Source organism: Pseudomonas sp. Arb-4-2C (genome assembly GCF_055755015.1).
This window is the reverse complement of the sequence record NZ_CM146899.1, coordinates 547,277-567,363: the sequence shown is the minus strand read 5'-3', so window position 1 is coordinate 567,363 and position 20,087 is coordinate 547,277. Positions and strand designations below refer to the sequence as shown.

At 59.6% G+C, this 20,087-nt stretch carries 15 protein-coding genes; 11 read left to right on the top strand and 4 right to left on the bottom strand.

All coding sequences use genetic code 11. The features are described 5' to 3' along the window. Positions 1-68 precede the first annotated feature (68 nt). On the bottom strand, positions 69-257 hold the full coding sequence (locus AC0J41_RS02410) for a hypothetical protein (protein ID WP_025109491.1): 189 nt from the start codon (positions 255-257) through the stop codon (positions 69-71). Positions 258-960: 703 nt separating this feature from the next. Between AC0J41_RS02410 and AC0J41_RS02405 the strand changes: the two genes are divergently transcribed. The 9 genes from AC0J41_RS02405 to AC0J41_RS02365 all read left to right on the top strand — a co-directional run bounded on the left by AC0J41_RS02405 (position 961) and on the right by AC0J41_RS02365 (position 13,591). Next, entirely contained in the window at positions 961-2,562 is a 1,602-nt protein-coding gene (locus tag AC0J41_RS02405; protein ID WP_473014470.1) for an ABC transporter substrate-binding protein, read from the top strand. A gap of 260 nt (positions 2,563-2,822) precedes the next feature. Then, on the top strand, positions 2,823-4,448 hold the full coding sequence (locus AC0J41_RS02400; RefSeq protein ID WP_473014469.1) for an ABC transporter substrate-binding protein: 1,626 nt from the start codon (positions 2,823-2,825) through the stop codon (positions 4,446-4,448). A 301-nt stretch (positions 4,449-4,749) separates the two neighbouring features. Beyond that, a complete protein-coding gene (locus tag AC0J41_RS02395; RefSeq protein ID WP_473014468.1) occupies positions 4,750-6,348 on the top strand; it encodes an ABC transporter substrate-binding protein in 1,599 nt (532 codons plus the stop codon). Between the two features lie 176 nt (positions 6,349-6,524). After that, positions 6,525-7,937, top strand: coding sequence for an OprD family porin (locus tag AC0J41_RS02390; protein WP_473014467.1), 1,413 nt, complete (start codon positions 6,525-6,527; stop codon positions 7,935-7,937). A 78-nt stretch (positions 7,938-8,015) separates the two neighbouring features. Beyond that, positions 8,016-9,611 carry an ABC transporter substrate-binding protein gene (locus tag AC0J41_RS02385; RefSeq protein ID WP_025109496.1) on the top strand — a complete coding sequence of 532 codons (1,596 nt, stop codon included), beginning with the start codon at positions 8,016-8,018 and terminating at the stop codon, positions 9,609-9,611. 73 nt (positions 9,612-9,684) lie between these two features. Beyond that, positions 9,685-10,695, top strand: a complete 1,011-nt coding sequence (locus AC0J41_RS02380; protein WP_025109497.1) for an ABC transporter permease subunit — start codon at positions 9,685-9,687, stop codon at positions 10,693-10,695. 10 nt (positions 10,696-10,705) lie between these two features. Further along, complete coding sequence (locus AC0J41_RS02375; protein WP_003221608.1) at positions 10,706-11,632, top strand: ABC transporter permease subunit; 927 nt, start codon at positions 10,706-10,708, stop codon at positions 11,630-11,632. A gap of 10 nt (positions 11,633-11,642) precedes the next feature. Continuing rightward, the gene (locus AC0J41_RS02370) at positions 11,643-12,611 is read left to right on the top strand and encodes an ABC transporter ATP-binding protein (RefSeq protein ID WP_025109498.1); all 969 of its coding nucleotides are present in this window, start codon (positions 11,643-11,645) and stop codon (positions 12,609-12,611) included. Then, positions 12,611-13,591, top strand: coding sequence for a peptide ABC transporter ATP-binding protein (locus tag AC0J41_RS02365; RefSeq protein ID WP_025109499.1), 981 nt, complete (start codon positions 12,611-12,613; stop codon positions 13,589-13,591). Before AC0J41_RS02370 ends, AC0J41_RS02365 begins: the two co-directional genes overlap by 1 nt. A gap of 200 nt (positions 13,592-13,791) precedes the next feature. Here the strand turns inward: AC0J41_RS02365 and AC0J41_RS02360 are convergent, their stop codons facing one another. The 3 genes from AC0J41_RS02360 to AC0J41_RS02350 form a co-directional block, all read right to left on the bottom strand. Further along, positions 13,792-14,046: a hypothetical protein gene (locus tag AC0J41_RS02360; RefSeq protein WP_025109500.1), complete on the bottom strand. Its 255-nt coding sequence runs from the start codon at positions 14,044-14,046 to the stop codon at positions 13,792-13,794. A gap of 157 nt (positions 14,047-14,203) precedes the next feature. Next, a complete protein-coding gene (locus AC0J41_RS02355) occupies positions 14,204-15,433 on the bottom strand; it encodes an MFS transporter (RefSeq protein ID WP_473014466.1) in 1,230 nt (409 codons plus the stop codon). Between the two features lie 1,101 nt (positions 15,434-16,534). After that, entirely contained in the window at positions 16,535-18,118 is a 1,584-nt protein-coding gene (locus AC0J41_RS02350) for a peptide chain release factor 3 (RefSeq protein WP_025110426.1), read from the bottom strand. A 357-nt stretch (positions 18,119-18,475) separates the two neighbouring features. Between AC0J41_RS02350 and AC0J41_RS02345 the strand changes: the two genes are divergently transcribed. Together AC0J41_RS02345 and AC0J41_RS02340 are read left to right on the top strand one after the other, a co-directional pair. Further along, positions 18,476-19,165, top strand: a complete 690-nt coding sequence (locus AC0J41_RS02345) for an ABC transporter permease (protein WP_172667905.1) — start codon at positions 18,476-18,478, stop codon at positions 19,163-19,165. Between the two features lie 21 nt (positions 19,166-19,186). Continuing rightward, positions 19,187-20,080, top strand: coding sequence for a glycine betaine ABC transporter substrate-binding protein (locus tag AC0J41_RS02340; RefSeq protein WP_473014465.1), 894 nt, complete (start codon positions 19,187-19,189; stop codon positions 20,078-20,080). Positions 20,081-20,087: the final 7 nt, after the last annotated feature.

Below are 20,087 nucleotides of genomic sequence, written 5' to 3'. Positions count from 1 at the left end.
TGCAATCCCCTGTGGGAGCGAGCCTGCTCGCGAAGAACGATAACGCGGTGCCCCTGCGAAGCAGAGCATCAATGGTTGTATTGATCACTCGAAATCACATCGACGGCGTGCTGCCAGGCCTCGCCTTCCGTCCCGAACCGCTGACCGTCCAATTTCGTTCCATTACGGTAAACCTGCCACCAGGAGTCGCTGGTCGCAGAGACATGTAGAACTTCGTAGCCACGTCGCTGTGCATCGCTCTTTTGTTCAGGAGTCATGAGTATGTGTCCTTATAAGGATTGGCGTTCCGTTAAAGCCAGGCGCCTGGCGCACATCATGCTCAGCGACAAGCCAGAACCATGCTCAATCAATCGGCGCGGTATATCTACTGTCAAACCTGACAGGTATAGGCGACAGCAATTCTTGCAGGCCAGCCCCCCACTGGAGGCGATTTTTTGTAGGACGGTTCTGGTGACTTGAAACGACGTTAAACAGGCCAATGTTATTGGGTGACTGGGCGGGCCTCTTCGCGAGCAAGCCCGCTCCCACAGTGGGATTGCGTGTGGTCTGTTAGAGATTGGTCGGCTGGCAGGCTAGCTGGCTGGCTGGCTCCCACAGATTTGATTTGTCTAAACCCATGCGGCGCAGCCGCCCCACTCAACAGGATGAGCGCAAGCTCGGCTGCAGCTCTTGATCTTGATCCACGGGCGACGTCGGCAGGCTGAGCAGCGAAGGGACCCCGAGCCCCAGCGAGCGGGCCGCACGCAGGAGCAAGCCTTTTTGGTTACTTTTTCGGCGTCTGGAAAAAGTCACCCGCCGTAAGGGCGCAACCCCAAGCCGCCGTTACCGCAGCAACGGATATGTACACACACCCCAGATATACCGAGATAGACACCCAAACAAGAAAAACGATATTTCCGAAGCCCCCCAAATCCCCGCTACCCTGAAAATACAACTACCGCCAATCTACCCGGGGACTCCATGCCAAGATCCACCCTTAAACCGCTCCTGATCTCCCTGGCCCTGGCCGCAACCACCCCCATAGCCCACGCAGCCACCACCCTGGTCTACTGCTCCGAAGCCAGCCCGGCCGGCTTCGACCCCAGCCAATACACCAGCGGCACCGACTTCGACGCTTCCGCCGAAACCGTCTTCAACCGCCTCACCCAATTCCAGCGCGGCGGCACCGACATCGAGCCTGGCCTGGCGACCAAATGGGACGTCTCCCAGGATGGCCTGCAATACACCTTCCACCTGCGCCAAAACGTAAAATTCCACACCACGGACTACTTCACCCCAACCCGTGATTTCAACGCTGACGATGTTCTGTTCACCTTTCAGCGCCTGCTCGACCCGGATAACGCCTTCCGCAAGGCCTACCCCGCCGAGTCCCCCTACTTCACCGACATGGGCCTCAACACCACGATCAAATCGGTGGAAAAACTCGACGACAACACCGTGCGCTTCAACCTCAATAACGTCGACGCCGCATTCGTGCAAAACCTCGCCATGAGCTTCGCCTCGGTGCAGTCGGCCGAATACGCCGCCCAGCTACTAAAGGAAGGCAAAGCCGCCGACCTCAACCAGAAACCGGTGGGCACCGGCCCGTTCGTGTTCAAGCGTTACCAGAAGGACTCGCAGATCCGCTACGCCGCCAACAAGGCCTACTGGAAACCCGAAGACGTGAAGATCGACAACCTGATCTTCTCGATCACCCCCGACGCCGCCGTGCGCCTGCAGAAACTCAAGACCGGCGAATGCCAGGTCAGCGGCTACCCGCGCCCGGCCGACATCGAAGTGATGGAAAAGGACCCGAACCTGCGCGTGCTCAAGCAGGCCGGTTTCAACCTCGGCTTCCTCGCCTACAACTCCACCCACCCACCGCTCGATCAGCTCAAGGTCCGCCAGGCGCTGGACATGGCCATCGACAAACCGGCGATCATCAAAGCGGTCTACCAGAGTGCCGGCCAACTGGCGCAGAACGCCTTGCCACCGGCGCAATGGTCGTATGACCCGAGCATCAAGGACGCACCGTATGACCCGGTCAAAGCCAAGGCGCTACTCAAGGAAGCCGGGGTTGCACCGGGCACCACCATCAATCTCTGGGCGATGACCGTGCAGCGCGCCTCCAACCCGAATGCGCGGATGTCGGCACAGATGATCCAGCAGGATTGGGACAAGATCGGCATCAAGGCCAACATCGTCAGCTACGAATGGGGCGAGTACATCAAGCGCGCGAAAAATGGCGAACACGACGCGATGATCTATGGCTGGACAGGTGACAACGGCGACCCGGACAACTGGCTCGGCGTGCTCTACAGCTGCGCGGCGGTCAAGGGCAGCAACTACGCCAAGTGGTGCGACCCGGCCTACGACAAACTGGTGCAACAGGCCAAGGTGACGAGCGACAAGGCGCAACGGGTAAAACTGTATCAACAGGCGCAATTGATCCTTAAACAGCAGGTGCCAATCACCCCGATCGCCAACTCCACGGTGTTCCAGCCGCTGCGCAAGGAAGTGACTGACTTCAAGATCAGCCCGTTTGGCCTGACGCCCTTCTACGGCGTGGGTATAAATAAGTAACACCGAGCCCCAAGGCGGCGCGCACAACGTGACCAATGCACCGTTTTGGGGCTCCATTTGCACCGTAAAAAACGGCCGCAAACGGTCAAATGCGTCAACTATTATACAAATGCGACATTAAGGTACGTTCGTGCCACGCTTTGAGGCCGGCAGTCGCTCTGGATCTTGCATTGGGTATGGCCCCTGCATAAGTATCCGCAGGCACGACTCACGAGGTCGTACCTCAATATTAAAAAATGACAACAAATCATGAGGCCAACATGCTTAAACACGCGGTCATTCCGTTTTTAGTCGGCGCAGGCTTGTTAGCCTCCGCACCTTTCGCATCCGCTGCGACTAACCTGGTGTTCTGCTCCGAAGGGAGCCCGGCCGGTTTTGATCCAGGCCAGTACACCACCGGAACCGACTTCGACGCCTCAGCCGAAACCATGTTCAACCGTCTGAGCCAGTTCGAGCGTGGCGGCACCGCCGTTATCCCGGGCCTGGCCACCAGTTGGGACATTTCCCCGGACGGCCTGACTTACACCTTCCACCTGCGTGAAGGCGTCAAGTTCCACACTACCCCGTATTTCAAGCCGACTCGTGAGTTCAACGCCGACGACGTGCTGTTCACCTTTAATCGCATGATTAACAAGGATGACCCGTTCCGTAAGGCATACCCGACCGAATTCCCGTACTTCACCGACATGGGGATGGACACCAACATCACCAAGATCGATAAAGTCGACGACCACACCGTCAAGTTCACCCTCGCCCAGGTTGACGCCGCGTTCATCCAGAACATGGCCATGAGCTTCGCCTCGATCCAGTCCGCCGAGTACGCTGCCCAGCTGCTCAAGGAAGGCAAGGCTGCCGACATCAACCAGAAGCCGATCGGCACTGGCCCGTTCGTGTTCAAGAGCTACCAGAAAGACTCGAACATCCGTTACACCGGCAACAAGGACTACTGGAAACCTGAGGACGTGAAGATCGACAACCTGATCTTCGCCATCACCACCGACCCGTCGGTGCGTATCCAGAAACTGAAAAAGAACGAGTGCCAGGTCACTCTGTTCCCGCGTCCGGCGGATCTCGCGGCGCTCAAGGCCGACAAGACCCTGAAGATGCCTGACCAGGCCGGTTTCAACCTGGGCTATATCGCCTACAACGTGATGGACAAGGTCAAGGGCAGCAACGAGCCAAACCCGCTGGCTGACCTGCGCGTGCGTCAGGCGCTGGACATGGCAGTGAACAAGCCACAGATCATCGACTCGGTTTACCAGGGCGCTGGCCAGTTGGCCGTCAACGCCATGCCGCCGACCCAGTGGTCCTACGACACCACCATCAAGGACGCCAAGTACGATCCTGAAAAAGCCAAGCAACTGCTCAAGGAAGCTGGCGTCAAGGAAGGTACCGAGATCGTTCTGTGGGCGATGCCGGTTCAGCGTCCGTACAACCCGAACGCCAAGCTGATGGCTGAAATGCTCCAGTCCGACTGGAAGAAGATCGGTTTGAACGTGAAGATCACCAGCTACGAGTGGGGCGAGTACATCAAGCGCTCCAAAGGTGGCGAGAACCAGGCCATGATCATTGGCTGGAGCGGTGACAATGGTGATCCGGACAACTGGCTGAACGTGCTGTTCGGCTGCGACTCGCTCAGCGGCAACAACTTCTCCAAGTGGTGCGACAAGAAGTTCGACGGCCTCGTCAAAGAAGCCAAGCGCACGACCGACCAGGCCAAGCGCACCGAACTGTACAAACAGGCGCAACACGTCCTCAAAGATGCAGTCCCAATGACACCTATCGCTCACTCGACGGTGTACCAACCCATGCGCGCCAACGTGCAGGACTTCAAGATCAGCCCATTCGGCTTGAATTCCTTCTACGGCGTCAGCGTCAGCAATTAAGCCATTGCAACGGCGACGTTCATGACGTCGCCGTTGTTTTAGCTGCCGGGAAGTCAGGAATTTGCCTACAGCCAATTCCGCTGCAGATGACTGCAGCGGCAGAGGACGTGTCGCCTTTTCCTACGAGTTTTAAGGCAATTACGCATTTACTGCCAGACCCACGGCCCCTACCGTCGGGTTCTGACCAGTCTCTGTGTGGGCCACCGGCTTGCCGTACGTACTGGATTGAGCTCAATGCAACCTCAACTTCCCTGGACGGGATCGCGGTGCATTGGACAACACTACAAAAAGAGGGAGCGTCATGCGCCATACCTTGGTTTTTTCCGCATTGCTGGGTGCCGGTCTGTTGGCCGCCACCTCCGCCAGTTACGCCGCCAGCAAGAGCCTGGTGTTCTGCTCCGAAGGCAGCCCGGCGGGTTTTGATACCGCGCAATACACGACGGCGACCGACAACGACGCCGCCGAGCCGCTGTACAACCGCCTGGTCGAGTTCGAAAAAGGCGCGACCAACGTCGTACCGGGTCTGGCAACCAAGTGGGATATTTCCGAGGATGGTCTCAAGTACACCTTTCACCTGCGTGAAGGTGTGAAGTTTCATACGACGCCGTACTTCAAACCGACACGCGATTTCAACGCCGACGACGTGCTGTTCACGTTTAACCGCATGCTCGATCCGCAGCAGCCATTCCGTAAGGCTTATCCGACAGAATTCCCGTATTTCAACGGGATGAGCCTGAACAAGAACATTGCCAAGGTCGAAAAGACCGGGCCGCTGACCGTGGAGTTCACGCTCAACAGCGTCGACGCCGCGTTCATCCAGAACATCGCCATGAGCTTCGCCGCCATCCTGTCCGCCGAATACGCCGACAAGCTGCTGGCCGAAGGCAAGCCGAGCGACATCAACCAGAAGCCGGTCGGTACCGGGCCGTTCGTGTTCAAGAGCTATCAGAAAGACTCGAACATCCGTTACACCGGGAATAAACATTACTGGGACCCGAGCCGGGTCAAACTCGACAATCTGATCTTCGCGATCAACACCGATGCGTCGGTTCGCGTGCAGAAGCTCAAGGCCGGCGAATGCCAGATCACCCTGCATCCGCGCCCCGCCGATGTTGAAGCCCTGAAAGCCGACCCGAAACTGCAACTGATTTCCAAGCCGGGCTTCAACCTTGGTTACATCGCCTACAACGTACGCCACAAGCCCTTCGACCAGCTCGAAGTGCGCCAGGCGCTGGACATGGCGGTGAATAAACAAGGGATTCTCAACGCTGTTTATCAAGGCGCCGGGCAACTGGCCGTCAACGCCATGCCGCCGACCCAGTGGTCCTACGACGACAGTATCAAGGACGCCACCTACAACCCGGAAAAAGCCCGCGAGCTGCTCAAGGCTGCCGGCGTCAAAGAAGGCACCGAGATCACCCTGTGGGCGATGCCGGTACAACGTCCCTACAACCCGAACGCCAAACTGATGGCCGAAATGCTCCAGGCTGACTGGGCGAAAATCGGTCTGAAAGTGAAGATCGTCAGCTACGAATGGGGCGAATACATCAAGCGCACCAAGAATGGCGAACACGACATCAGCCTGATCGGCTGGACCGGTGACAACGGGGACCCGGACAACTGGCTGGGCACCCTGTACAGCTGCGACGCCATTGGCGGCAACAACTACTCCATGTGGTGCGACCCGGCGTACGACAAGCTGATCAAAGAGGCCAAGGTCGTCACCGACCGCGACCAGCGCACCACGCTTTACAAACAGGCTCAGCAGTTGCTCAAGCAGCAAGTGCCGATCACGCCTGTCGCCCACTCGACGGTCAACCAGCCGTTAAGCGCCAGGGTTGAAGGGTTCAAAGTCAGCCCCTTCGGTCGCAACGTATTCTCGGGCGTCAGTATCGATTAACCCAACCGATTAGCCGCAACGCTGAGGGGGGCCGTCTATCCCCCTCACGCAAGCGCTTTGCCGAAATTCGCCGATCCGGCCTTTTGCAAACGTTTGCGATGTGTGAATGAGTTCTAAACCAATAACCGGCCAACCCAAAAAAGCCGGCATAAAAAGAAAGTAAAGGAGCTTCACCCATGAAACTGAGCAGCACCGCGATACTGGCCTTGGCCATCAGCAGCATCACCGCCTCGGCTTATGCCGAGGAACAGAGCCAGGCGTTCACCCCGGTGACCGTCAACGAGAAAAGCGCCCAGGCTGACGCCACCGGTTTCCTCGAAGGTTCGACAATCAGCGGCACCACCCGTAACTGGTACGCCAACGAGCAACTCAAGCGCGGTGGCAAGTTCACTTACCGCAAGGACGGCGTCGCCACCCCGACTGACCGTCGTATCAACTGGGTGCAGGGCACCATCGTCAACTTCAACTCTGGCTTCACTCAGGGCACCGTCGGTGTCAGCACTGAAATAGCCGCCTACAACGCCGTGGCGCTGGAGCGTGATCGCAAGGATCTGGCCTCCAACAACGGTGGTGCACCGGGTTCGCGTCCGGGCGCGGGCAACAACCGTACGCTGACCAAAGAAGGCGGCGACGCTGAAGGCCAGTGGAGCAAACTGGGCCTGGCCAACGTCAAGTTCCGTGTGTCGAACACCACTCTGACCGCCGGTCGCCAGAACTTCAGCACCCCGATCGTCGACACCATCGGCAACCGTGCGCTGCCTTCGAGCTTTGAAGGTGTGAGCCTGCACAGCGAAGAACTGAACAACCTGTCGTTCGACGCCGGCAGCTTCGACCGCGTATCGCCGCGTACCGAAGAGAGCCTGTCGAAGTTCCGCTCCGAGTACACCAACAACAAAGCCGAGACCGATCGCGTAAGCATCGTCGGCCTGAACTACCAGCCGCTGAAAAGCCTGAAGACCAGCCTGTACGCCTCCAAGGTAGAAGACTTCTGGAACCAGTACTACTTCGGCGCCACCCATGAACTGGGTGACAGCAACATCGTGAGCCTGACCACCGGCCTGAACTACTACAAGACGGTCGATACCGGCAAAAAAGAGATGGGCGAAATCGACAACGACACCTACTCGCTGTCGTTCGGCCTGACTCACCAGGCCCACAGCCTGACCTTCTCGTACCAGGCCATCAACGGCGACGAGTACTTCGACTACCTGCACGAAACCAACGGCATCTACCTGGCCAACTCCCTGCTGTCCGACTTCAACGGCCCGAACGAGAAATCCTTCCAGGTCGCCTACGGTCTGAACATGGCCGAATACGGCGTGCCAGGCCTGAAGTTCAACATCTACCAGGCGCGCGGCTGGGGCATCGACGGTACTCACTACACCGGCACCGCGTACGACGTACGCAACATGGACGGTGAGCACCACTATGAATACGGCATCGGTGCTACCTATGCGGTACAGAGCGGTCCACTCAAGGCGACCACCATTCGTGGCACCTACACCGCTCACCGCGCCAGCGAAAACCAGGCTGACGGCAGCATCAACGAGTTCCGTCTCGTGACCACTGTTCCATTCAACATCCTGTAAAAAACGCCAACCGACGGCTGACTCATGAAGAGTCGGCCGTTCGGTTTTTTGTCTTCAACCGATTGCAGAGGGTTATCGATGAAAATGCTTCCCCTACGTGCGGCCGTCGCGGCTGCGTTGTTGAGCGCCGCCATCGGCGTCTCGGCCAAACCCTTGGTGGTCTGCACCGAAGCCAGCCCGGAAGGCTTCGATATGGTCCAGTACACAACTGCAGTCACGGCGGACGCTGTGGCCGAAACCATCTTCAACCGTCTGGCGGACTTCAAGCCCGGCACCACCGAAGTGATTCCGGCACTGGCCGAATCCTGGGACATCAGCGAAGACGGCCTGACCTACACGTTCCACCTGCGCAAAGGCGTCAAGTTTCACACCACCGAATACTTCAAGCCGACCCGCGACATGAACGCCGACGACGTGGTCTGGAGCTTCCAGCGTCAACTGGACCCGAATCACCCGTGGCACAAACTGTCGAGTGTGGGCTTCCCGTACTTTGAGAGCATGGGCTTCAAGGAACTGCTGAAAAACGTCGAGAAAGTCGACGACAACACCGTCAAGTTCACCCTGACCCGCCGCGAAGCGCCATTCCTGGCCGACATCGCGATGGCGTTCTCCTCGATCTACCCGGCCGAATACGCCGACCAGTTGCTCAAGTCCGGCAAGACCGGCGACCTGAACAACAAGCCTGTCGGTACCGGCCCGTTCATCTTCCAGCGTTACGCCAAGGATGCGCAGGTGCGCTTCAAGGCCAACCCGGACTACTTCCGTGGCAAGCCGCCAGCCGACGCGCTGATTCTGGCGATCGCCACCGACAACAACGTACGCCTGCAGAAGCTCAAGGCCAACGAGTGCCAGGTTGCGCTGTATCCGAAACCGGATGACATCCCGAGCATCAAGAAAGACAGCAACTTGAAAGTCGATGAGCTGGACGCGATGACCGTCTCGTACATCGCGATGAACACCCAGCACAAATACATGAGCGACGTGCGCGTGCGTAAGGCCATCGACATCGCCTTCGACAAGGAAGCCTATGTCAACGCGCTGTTCGGCAAAGGCAACGCCTCGGTGGCGGTCAACCCGTACCCGCCGACGCTGCTGGGCTACAACCACGACCTGAAGAACCCGCCACGCGACCTCGACAAGGCCCGCGCCCTGCTCAAGGAAGCCGGCGTTCCGGAAGGCACCGTGTTTACCCTGTTTACCCGTAACGGCGGTGGCCCGACCAACCCGAACCCGATGCTCGGCGCACAGATGATGCAGGCCGACCTGGCGAAAGTGGGCATCAAGGTCGACATCCGCGTGATGGAATGGGGCGAGATGCTTAAACGCGCCAAGAACGGCGAGCACGACATGGTGTCGGCCGGATGGGCGGGCGACAACGGCGACCCGGATAACTTCCTGACGCCTATGCTCAGTTGCGAGGCGGCCAAGAACGGCGAAAACTACGCTCGCTGGTGCAACGAGAAATTCCAGGCGCTGCTGGACGAAGCACGGGCTAAAGTAGATCCGGCCGAACGCGCGAAGCTCTACGAACAGGCCCAGGTGTTGTTTAATCAGGACCAACCGTGGATCAGCATGGCCCACACCCGGATGTTTACCGCAATGCGCAACAACGTAGAGGGTTATCACATCAGCCCTCTGACAACCAATAACTTCGCCACCACCCAGGTGAAGTAGATAAGAAACTCCCGGCCTCCCTGATCCCAGGGTCGCCGGGCACGCCTAACCGGCTGATGAGGTACCACACAAGATGTTTAGTTTTATTGCCCGCCGACTGGGGTTGTTGATCCCCACGTTTTTCGGCATCACCCTGCTGACTTTCGCGTTGATTCGCATGATCCCTGGCGACCCCGTGGAAGTGATGATGGGCGAACGTCGGGTCGACCCCGAAATGCACGCTCAGGCAATGGAACGCCTTGGTCTGAACAAGCCGTTGTATGCCCAGTACCTGGACTACATCGGCAAACTGGCCCACGGCGATCTCGGCGAGTCCCTGCGTACGCGTGAGAGCGTATGGACCGAGTTCACCTCCCTCTTCCCGGCGACCCTGGAACTGTCCATGGCCGCCCTGCTGTTCGCCGGTGTCCTGGGCCTTCTGGCCGGGGTGATTGCGGCACTCAAGCGAGGATCCCTGTTCGACCATGGGGTGATGGGCATCTCCCTGGCGGGGTATTCGATGCCGATCTTCTGGTGGGGCCTGATCCTGATCATGTTCTTCTCGGTGAGCCTGGGCTGGACCCCGGTTTCCGGGCGGATCGACCTGCTCTACGACATCGAGCCGCGCACCGGCTTCATGCTGATCGACACGCTGCTGGCCGATGACATGGGCGCGTTCCTCGACGCCCTGCATCACCTGATCCTGCCGGCCATCGTGCTCGGCACCATTCCGCTGGCAGTGATCGCGCGGATGACCCGTTCCTCGATGCTCGAAGTACTGCGCGAAGACTACATCCGCACCGCACGGGCCAAAGGCCTGTCGCCGTCGCGCGTGGTGTTCGTGCACGGCCTGCGCAACGCGCTGATCCCGGTACTGACCGTGGTCGGCCTGCAAGTCGGCACACTGCTGGCCGGCGCGGTCCTGACCGAAACCATCTTCTCCTGGCCCGGCATCGGTAAATGGCTGATCGAAGCCATTGGCGCCCGGGACTACCCGGTCGTACAAAACGGCATCCTGTTAATCGCCTGCCTGGTGATTCTGGTCAACTTCGTAGTGGACATCCTCTACGGCTTTGCCAACCCACGCATCCGTCATCAGCGCTGAGGTCCATATCATGAGCACTCCAACATCCTCAGTAGCCACTTCCGCCCCGAGCGCGGATCAAAGCCTGCTGTACCCGTCACCGTACAAAGAATTCTGGCAAGCCTTCTCCAAGAACAAGGGCGCGGTTGCCGGCCTGTTGTTCATGCTGCTGGTGATTTTCTGCGCGATCTTCGCGCCGTGGGTCGCGCCGCATAACCCGAGCGAGCAATACCGTGACTTCCTGCTGACGCCACCGGCGTGGCTCGAAGGCGGGCAGATGCAGTTCCTGCTCGGCACCGATGAACTGGGTCGCGACCTGCTGTCGCGCCTGATCCAGGGTTCGCGCCTGTCGCTGCTGATCGGTCTGTCGTCGGTGGTGATGTCGCTGATCCCGGGGATCCTGCTGGGTCTGTTCGCCGGTTTCTTCCCGAAAATGATCGGCCCGACCATCATGCGTCTGATGGACATCATGCTGGCCCTGCCGTCGCTGCTGCTGGCCGTGGCGATCGTCGCCATCCTCGGCCCTGGCCTGATCAACACCGTGATCGCCATTGCCGTGGTATCGCTGCCGTCCTACGTGCGTCTGACCCGTGCCGCCGTGATGGGCGAACTGAACCGCGACTACGTGACCGCCGCGCGCCTGGCCGGTGCCGGTCTGCCACGCCTGATGTTCATCACCGTGCTGCCCAACTGCATGGCACCACTGATCGTACAGGCGACCCTGAGCTTCTCTTCGGCGATTCTCGACGCTGCGGCGCTGGGCTTCCTCGGCCTTGGCGTACAACCGCCAACCCCTGAGTGGGGCACCATGCTGGCCTCGGCCCGCGACTACATCGAACGCGCCTGGTGGGTAGTGAGCCTGCCGGGTCTGACCATTTTGCTCAGCGTGCTGGCAATCAACTTGATGGGCGACGGTCTGCGCGATGCGCTGGACCCGAAACTCAAGAACGCCGCCTGAGGAGATTCCCATGTCACTGCTAGAAATCAAGAATCTCAACGTCCGCTTCGGCGACAAGAACGCGACCCCGGTGGTCGATGGCCTCGACCTGAAGGTCGACAAAGGCGAAGTACTCGCCATCGTTGGCGAGTCGGGTTCGGGTAAATCCGTGACCATGATGGCGCTGATGGGGCTGATCGAGCATCCCGGCATCGTCACCGCTGACTCGCTCAGCTTCGACGGCAAGGACATGCTCAAGCTGAGCAATCGCCAGCGTCGGCAGATCGTCGGCAAAGACCTGTCGATGGTCTTCCAGGACCCGATGACCGCGCTCAACCCAAGCTACACCGTCGGTTTCCAGATCGAAGAAGTGCTGCGCCTGCACCTGAAAATGTCCGGCAAGCAAGCGCGCAAACGTGCGATCGAACTGCTGGAAAAAGTTGAAATCCCGGGCGCTGCCAGCCGTATGGATGCTTACCCGCACCAACTGTCCGGCGGCATGAGCCAGCGTGTGGCAATTGCCATGGCGATTGCCGGCGAACCGAAACTGCTGATCGCGGACGAGCCGACCACCGCACTCGACGTGACGATTCAGGCACAGATCATGGATCTGCTGCTGGCGTTGCAGAAAGAACAGAACATGGGCCTGGTGCTGATCACTCACGATCTCGCGGTCGTGGCTGAAACCGCCCAGCGCGTGTGCGTGATGTACGCCGGCCAAGCCGTAGAAGTCGGTCAGGTACCGCAACTGTTCGACATCCCGGCGCACCCGTACAGCGAAGCGCTGCTCAAGGCGATTCCCGAGCACAGCCTGGGCGCCTCACGCCTGTCGACCTTGCCGGGCATCGTTCCGGGCCGTTACGACCGTCCGCAGGGTTGCCTGCTGTCGCCGCGCTGCCCATACGTGCAGGACAGCTGCCGCGCGCAGCGTCCAGGCCTGGATCCGAAAGCCAACAGCCTCGCCCGCTGCTTCTACCCGCTGAACCAGGAGGTGGCGTAATGGCCGTCGTACTTACCGCCCGCGACCTGACCCGTCACTACGAAGTCTCCCGTGGCCTGTTCAAGGGCCACGCGACCGTGCGCGCCCTCAACGGCGTATCGTTCGAGCTGGAAGCCGGCAAGACCCTCGCGGTTGTAGGCGAATCAGGCTGCGGCAAATCCACCCTGGCTCGTGCCCTGACCCTGATCGAGGAGCCATCGTCCGGCTCGCTGAAAATCGCCGGCCAGGAAGTCGCCGGTGCCGACAAGGCCCAGCGCAAGCAACTGCGCAAAGACGTGCAGATGGTGTTCCAGAGCCCGTACGCGTCGTTGAACCCACGGCAGAAAATCGGTGATCAACTGGCCGAGCCGCTGCTGATCAACACCAACCTGTCGGCCACCGAACGTCGCGAGAAAGTTCAGGCGATGATGAAACAGGTCGGCCTGCGTCCCGAGCACTACCAGCGCTATCCGCACATGTTCTCCGGTGGTCAGCGCCAGCGTATCGCCCTGGCCCGGGCGATGATGCTGCAACCCAAAGTGCTGGTGGCGGATGAACCGACCTCGGCGCTGGACGTGTCGATTCAGGCGCAGGTGCTGAACCTGTTCATGGATCTGCAGCAAGAGTTCAACACCGCTTACGTGTTCATTTCGCACAACCTCGCGGTGGTGCAACACGTGGCGGATGACGTGATGGTGATGTACCTCGGTCGCCCGGTGGAATTGGGTCCGAAAAACGACATCTACGAACGTCCGTTGCACCCTTACACCCAGGCGCTGCTGTCGGCGACTCCGACCATTCACCCGGACCCGAACAAACCGAAAATCAAGATCGTCGGCGAACTGCCTAACCCGCTCAATCCGCCAGCTGGCTGCGCGTTCCACAAGCGCTGCCCGTATGCCACCGAGCGTTGCAGCACTGAAGAGCCGGCATTGCGCCAGCTCGACAGCCGGCAGGTGGCTTGCCACTACGCCGAACAGTTCCTCGACGGCGCCGCCTGATAACGGCGGACGAAATTGTGGGAGCGGGCTTGCTCGCGAATGCGGTGTGACAGTCGAAGATGAACGTGACTGATTCACCGCTTCCGGGAGCAAGCCCCCTCCCACAAGAGACTTGAGTTGTAGCCAAAGCGTTAACCAAGCCCCTTCGCCCTCGATTGCGCATCAGTCGGGGGAAGAAGGGGTTTTCTTTTGCCTGCGATTTACGACTGGCTGTCGCCATCATCATCGTCGGTGTCTGGCTCGTCAGTGGTCGAATCATCATCGTCCTTGCTGCCACCCTGATCCTGATCACCTGGTTCGGATTCGGACTTGGCCAGCACGATCACACCACCGTGCCCATGCGCTGCATTGAAACCCTGCTGAGGACTGGCGGTACTCGCCCAGGCTGCAGACGTACCCAGTGACAGCATCACCAAAACCTTAAGCAACAGCACAATGCGTTGAAAAATGCTCATAGCTGATTCCATCCTTTCGTGGTTGTAGCCTGGGGTGCCGATCCGGCGCTGAATGAAATCTAGTTCCGATCAGCCCGGTTCACCAGATAGGACGCTAACGAGCCCCCGGAAATGCCCCGGTTTGGCAGATCACTTGTGAATAATCGCTATAACCGAATCAGCTAAGCGAGGTCACGCCTTTGCGGACAGCGAGCGCCTTGGCCCGGGTTGATGAGCGTGTCGCAAGGTAGACCAACGGCAAGGTCATCAGCGCCAGCGTCGCACTGGCAAACCACACGCTGTGGCCGCCGAAGTGCCCATACAGCTGACCACTCAACACCGGCGACAGCAATGCGCTCGCACTCCAGCTCATGAAAAACAGGCCAAAATACTGGCCGCTTTTACCGCCCTGCGCATGCTGCATGACCAGTACATTCATCGGCGGCATGAAAAAAGCTTCACCCAATGTCCAGATCACCGTCGACAAACACACATAAAACAATCCAGAGCCAAACGGCAACATTCCCAACCCGACGGCCAGCAACACACAACCCGCCAGCAATTGCCGACGCAAGCCCCAACGCTCGCCCCAGTGCGTCAGTGGAATTTGCAGCGCCACTACCAGCATCGCATTGAGCCCGAACTGCCAGCCGATGGCCTCGGTGCTCAAGTGGTAGTAGTCGCGTAGATAATTGCCTAGCGTGCTGTAGACGGTATCGAAGGCCATCCCGAGCAACACCGCCGCCGCCAGTAGCCAGAGAAACGCCGTGTCGCGCAACGGCACGCCAGTGCCAGCCTCGGGAACCTCATCGGGCTCGAGTACCGCGCAGCGCCAGGTAGTACGCACAAACCAAAGCAACGCCAACAGCGTCATCGCCGCACTGGCAAAAAACACCCAGCGGAAATCCGTCTGCGCCAACACCCCGCCGGCAATACCGGCGGCGGCCATGCCAAGGTTACGCGCCACCCGGCTCAGGGCTTGAGCGCGCGGGCGCTGCGCAGGCTCGCAATACTCCATGATCAAGCGCTGGTGCAACGTACGAATCGCGCCATCGACGGTGCCGCTGAGCAACAGCAACCCCGCCAACAGCGGCACCTGCGTCACCAGCCCGAGCAGAATCAGCACCCACACGGAAACGAAAAACAGCGCCGCCGTCAACCGCGCCGTCCGCACATGGTCACTGAGCAGCCCGCCGAGCATCGAACCGACCAACAACCCCGCACCGTAAGCCGACAACAGCCAGCCAACCGTCTCGATCGCCAGTCCCAGCTCCTGACGCAGATACAACGCCATGAACAGCTTGACCATGCTGCTCAGCCGATTGATGAACAGCAACGCCGCGAGCACCCAGGCCATCAGACTGAAATAGCCGTTGGGGCGAAGCAGATGGACGAGGTTGCGCGTCATTCCATTGACCTCTCAAAGCGACTTGCGTGGACCTGGAACACTAACGGTCAACGACCCGGTTGTCGCGCTCAAGAACATCGTAAACACAAAAAACAGAGCCGCCCTACAAGCCCCTGTAGGAGCTGGCGCAGGCTGCGATCTTTTGAAGATCAAAACATCGTAGCCTTCGGTCGCTCAATTCGATTGAGAGCTCTCAGTTGGAAAATGGCTGGCTGTTGGGCGGCTTTCGTGAGCAGGCTCACTCCTACAATTGGATTGGGTGTGTTCAGGTGGGGATTGGTCGGCTCGTAGGCCGCCATCGCGAGCAGGCTCGCTCCCACAGTGGGAACGGGTGTGTTCAGTTGGGGATTGGTCGGCTGTCGGGCCGCCTTCGCTGGCAGGCCAGCTCCCACAGTTGGATTGGGTGTGTTCAGGTGGGGGGTGGTCGGCTCGTAGGCCGCCATCGCGAGCAGGCTCACTCCTACAGTTGGAGTGGGTGTGTTCAGTTGGGGGTTGGTCGGTTCTCAGGCCGCCTTCGCTGGCAGGCCAGCTCCCACAATTGGATTTGGGTGTGTTCAGGTGGGGATTGGTCGGCTCGTAGGCCGCCTTCGCGAGCAGGCTCGCTCCCACAGTGGGAATGGGTGTGTTCAGTGGGGGATTGGTCGGCTGTCAGGCCGCCTCCATGCGGCAAAGCCGCCCCACTCAACAGGATGAGCGCAAGCTCGGCTGCAGCTCTTGATCTTGATCTGCAAGGCCCCTTCGGCAGGCTGAGTGGAGGGGTTTATCCGGGGGTGGGAGCGCAGCGACCGTTTGGCGCAGCCAAACACATCGAGAGGAGGTGCAGCGAAGCAAACCGTAGACGATGCCCCCGGATGAACCCCGTAACGAAGGAACCCGAGCCTAAGCGAGGGCCGAACGCCGGGGCCCAGCCTTTTGGTTACTTTTTGGCGTCTGAAAAAGTGACCCGCTGTAAGAGCGGAACCGCCACCCGCCCCACCCACAGAAACGGATATACCCCCACCCCCCAAGAACATGGTCGGCCCAAAGGCCGCCAAGACAAACAGCCCCAAAAAAACCCCCAAGGCATACACCTCAGGGGTTTCAGACAAAACACCTCAACGCTTAATGATGCTCACGCGTCGCACGGAACTTCACATCCGGCCAACGCTCCTCCATCAACGCCAGGTTAACCCGCGTCGGCGCAAGATAGGTCAGGTGACCACCACCATCCAACGCCAGGTTCTCCACAGCCTTGTTAGAGAATTCCTCAAGCTTCTTCTTGTCAGCGCATTCAATCCAGCGCGCAGAGTACACAGTGATCGGCTCATACGAGCACTCGACCTTGTATTCCTCTTTCAAGCGGCTGGCGACCACATCGAACTGCAGCACACCGACGGCGCCGAGGATGATGTCGTTGCTGCGTTCCGGGAAGAACACCTGAGTGGCGCCCTCTTCAGCCAGTTGCTGCAGGCCCTGACGCAGTTGCTTGGACTTCAGCGGATCACGCAGGCGCACGCGGCGGAACAGTTCAGGGGCGAAGTGCGGGATACCGGTGAAGCCGAGGACTTCGCCTTCGCTGAAGGTGTCGCCGATCTGGATCGTGCCGTGGTTGTGCAGACCGATGATGTCACCGGCGTACGCCTCTTCCAGTTGCTCACGCTCGGAGGAGAAGAACGTCAGGGCGTCGCCGATGCGCACGTCCTTGCCGGTGCGCACGTGGCGCATCTTCATGCCTTTTTCGTACTTGCCGGAGCAAATGCGCATGAAGGCGATACGGTCACGGTGTTTCGGGTCCATGTTCGCCTGGATCTTGAAGATGAAGCCCGAAAACTTCTCTTCGACCGGCTCGACGGTACGCTCGTTGGCGACACGGGCCAGCGGGCGCGGTGCCCAGTCCACTACCGCGTCAAGCACGTGGTCGACACCGAAGTTGCCCAGTGCAGTACCGAAGAACACCGGGGTCAGTTGACCGTCGAGGAACTCCTGCTGGTTGAACTCGTGGCAGGCGCCCTGCACCAGTTCCAGCTGTTCGAGGAAACGGTCGTACTCGTCGCCCAGGTGCGCACGCGCCTCGTCCGAGTCGAGCTTCTCGATGATCTTGGTTTCGGTGCGTTCGTGACCGTGACCGGCGGTGTAGACAATGATGTAGTCGTCGGCCAGGTGGTACACGCCCTTGAAATCGCGGTAGCAACCGATCGGCCAGGTGATCGGCGCCGCCTTGATCTTCAGAACGGCTTCGATCTCGTCGAGCAGTTCGATCGGGTCGCGGATGTCGCGGTCGAGTTTGTTGATGAAGCTGACAATCGGCGTGTCACGCAGACGGCAGACGTCCATCAGCGCAATGGTACGCGGCTCTACACCTTTACCGCCGTCGAGGACCATCAGTGCCGAGTCCACCGCCGTCAGGGTGCGGTAAGTATCTTCGGAGAAGTCTTCGTGGCCCGGGGTGTCGAGCAGGTTGATCATGTGTTCGCGATACGGGAACTGCATGACCGACGTGGTAATGGAAATACCCCGTTGCTTCTCCATCTCCATCCAGTCGGATGTCGCATGGCGATCGGATTTACGGGATTTCACCGTACCGGCCACCGCAATCGCCTTGCCCATCAACAGGAGCTTTTCGGTGATCGTGGTTTTACCGGCATCGGGGTGGGAAATAATGGCGAAAGTGCGGCGTTTCGCGACTTCGGCGGCCTGGTTGGTCATGGGAAATCGCCTGGCGGTGATTCAAAAAAGGGCCGCGATTATAGCCCAAGTCGATGCAATAACCGAACCGTTGAGCACATTAAGGGTGGCCAAATGCTGCCCCGGATGGGAACCTTTTAAAGCACGGAGACGTCCATCCCCTGTTACGACATTTCGTCAGGGGCTGAAAAATCAGCAAGTTAGCCTGACGAGGCTGCGCTCATGGCTCGCTTTCAGACCGCTTTGCCGGCTCTGAAAAACGGCTACTTTTCGCGAACGACTCTCCCGGCAGCCATGTACGGCATGCCACACGGGACTGCGCTCGCCGACTATAAAAAAAGGAGTCCGCCTGTGGCTATCCGCTATGGCAAAGGGCTGATGGGAGGTGCGGTGGTGATCGCGCTCCTGGCCCTGCTGGTCCACTGGATCGGCATCAACACGATCGAACACTACCGCGACGATTTGTTGTTTTACCTGCAAGCTCATCTGATTCTCGTCCTCGCTTCAATGCTGGCCGCCCTTGTCGTGGGCATCCCCGCTGGCATCTTCCTCAGTCGCCCGACCATGGTCGGACGTGCCGAACGCTTCATGCAGATCTTCAATATCGGCAACACCGTGCCACCGTTGGCCGTGCTCGCGATTGCCCTGGGCATTCTCGGCATCGGCAGTGGCCCGGCGATCTTCGCTCTGTTCCTCGCCTCCCTGTTGCCGATTGTGCGCAACACCTACGAAGGCCTGAAAAACGTGCAGGGCTCGCTGAAAGAAGCGGCCGTCGGCATCGGCATGACCCCGCGCCAGGTGCTGTGGAAAGTCGAATTGCCCAACGCCGTGCCGATCATCGTTGGTGGTGTGCGTGTGGCGCTGGCGATCAACGTCGGGACTGCGCCACTGGCGTTCCTGATCGGTGCCAACAGCCTCGGCAGCCTGATCTTCCCTGGCATCGCCCTGAACAATCAGCCGCAACTGCTGCTCGGCGCTGCGTGCACCGCACTGCTGGCCCTGCTGCTCGATGGCGTGGTCACCCTCGCCAGCCGTCTCTGGCTGGAACGCGGTCTGCGCCCGTCTTAAGGCTTTTGCGAAGGAATGAATATGAAACGACTTAGCTTGATCCTAGGCTGCGTCCTGCTGTTTGCAGGATTGGCGCAAGCCGCCGAGAAGCCCGTGATCCGCCTCGGCGCCCGGGTGTTCACCGAGCAGACCCTGCTCGCGGAAATCACCGCGCAATACCTGCGCAGCAAAGGCTACGACGCGCAGATCACCGGCGGGCTGGGCAGCAACCTTGCCCGCAGCGCCCACGAAAGCGGGCAACTGGACATGCTCTGGGAATACACCGGCGTATCGCTGGTGGCCTACAACCATGTCACCGAAAAACTCGACAGCGAACAGTCCTACGCCCGAGTCAAACAACTCGACGCGAAAAAAGGCCTGGTCTGGCTGACCCCGTCGAAATTCAGCAATACCTACGCCCTCGCGCTGCCGAAAAACGTCGCCGAGGAATATCCGCAGATCACCAACATCAGCCAGTTGAACGAAGTCCTGCGCGCCGAGGCCAAGACCAATCATCTGGTGGCTTTGGACACCGAGTTCGCCAACCGCTCTGACGGGCTGGTCGGCATGGTCGATCTCTACGGCATGAACCTGACCCGCAAGAACATCCGCCAGATGGACGCGGGGCTGGTCTACACCGCGCTGCGCAACGGCCAGGTGTTTGCCGGTCTGGTCTACACCACTGACGGTCGTCTCAACGCCTTCGGCCTGAAACTGCTCGACGACGACAAGCACTACTTCCCCGACTACACCGCCGCGCCGGTGGTGCGTCAGGCGTATCTGGATGCGCACCCGCAACTGGCCGAGCAACTCAAACCGCTGGCCGGACTGTTCGACGACGAAACCATGCGCCAGCTCAACGCCCGGGTCGATGTTGATCATGAGAGCCCATCGAAAGTGGCCGCCGATTTCCTGCGTCAGCATCCACTCAACTAAGGAGGAA

Excerpts from the sequence above, each read along its gene's own strand:
- AC0J41_RS02375 (WP_003221608.1), top strand. The coding sequence starts at position 10,706 with ATGAGCACTCCAACATCCTCAGTAGCCACTTCCGCCCCGAGCGCGGAT.
- AC0J41_RS02390 (WP_473014467.1), top strand. The coding sequence starts at position 6,525 with ATGAAACTGAGCAGCACCGCGATACTGGCCTTGGCCATCAGCAGCATC.
- AC0J41_RS02360 (WP_025109500.1), bottom strand. The coding sequence starts at position 14,046 with ATGAGCATTTTTCAACGCATTGTGCTGTTGCTTAAGGTTTTGGTGATG.
- AC0J41_RS02365 (WP_025109499.1), top strand. The coding sequence starts at position 12,611 with ATGGCCGTCGTACTTACCGCCCGCGACCTGACCCGTCACTACGAAGTC.
- AC0J41_RS02370 (WP_025109498.1), top strand. The coding sequence starts at position 11,643 with ATGTCACTGCTAGAAATCAAGAATCTCAACGTCCGCTTCGGCGACAAG.
- AC0J41_RS02385 (WP_025109496.1), top strand. The coding sequence starts at position 8,016 with ATGAAAATGCTTCCCCTACGTGCGGCCGTCGCGGCTGCGTTGTTGAGC.
- AC0J41_RS02345 (WP_172667905.1), top strand. The coding sequence starts at position 18,476 with ATGGGAGGTGCGGTGGTGATCGCGCTCCTGGCCCTGCTGGTCCACTGG.
- AC0J41_RS02410 (WP_025109491.1), bottom strand. The coding sequence starts at position 257 with ATGACTCCTGAACAAAAGAGCGATGCACAGCGACGTGGCTACGAAGTT.
- AC0J41_RS02380 (WP_025109497.1), top strand. The coding sequence starts at position 9,685 with ATGTTTAGTTTTATTGCCCGCCGACTGGGGTTGTTGATCCCCACGTTT.
- AC0J41_RS02340 (WP_473014465.1), top strand. The coding sequence starts at position 19,187 with ATGAAACGACTTAGCTTGATCCTAGGCTGCGTCCTGCTGTTTGCAGGA.
- AC0J41_RS02350 (WP_025110426.1), bottom strand. The coding sequence starts at position 18,118 with ATGACCAACCAGGCCGCCGAAGTCGCGAAACGCCGCACTTTCGCCATT.
- AC0J41_RS02395 (WP_473014468.1), top strand. The coding sequence starts at position 4,750 with ATGCGCCATACCTTGGTTTTTTCCGCATTGCTGGGTGCCGGTCTGTTG.
- AC0J41_RS02400 (WP_473014469.1), top strand. The coding sequence starts at position 2,823 with ATGCTTAAACACGCGGTCATTCCGTTTTTAGTCGGCGCAGGCTTGTTA.
- AC0J41_RS02355 (WP_473014466.1), bottom strand. The coding sequence starts at position 15,433 with ATGACGCGCAACCTCGTCCATCTGCTTCGCCCCAACGGCTATTTCAGT.
- AC0J41_RS02405 (WP_473014470.1), top strand. The coding sequence starts at position 961 with ATGCCAAGATCCACCCTTAAACCGCTCCTGATCTCCCTGGCCCTGGCC.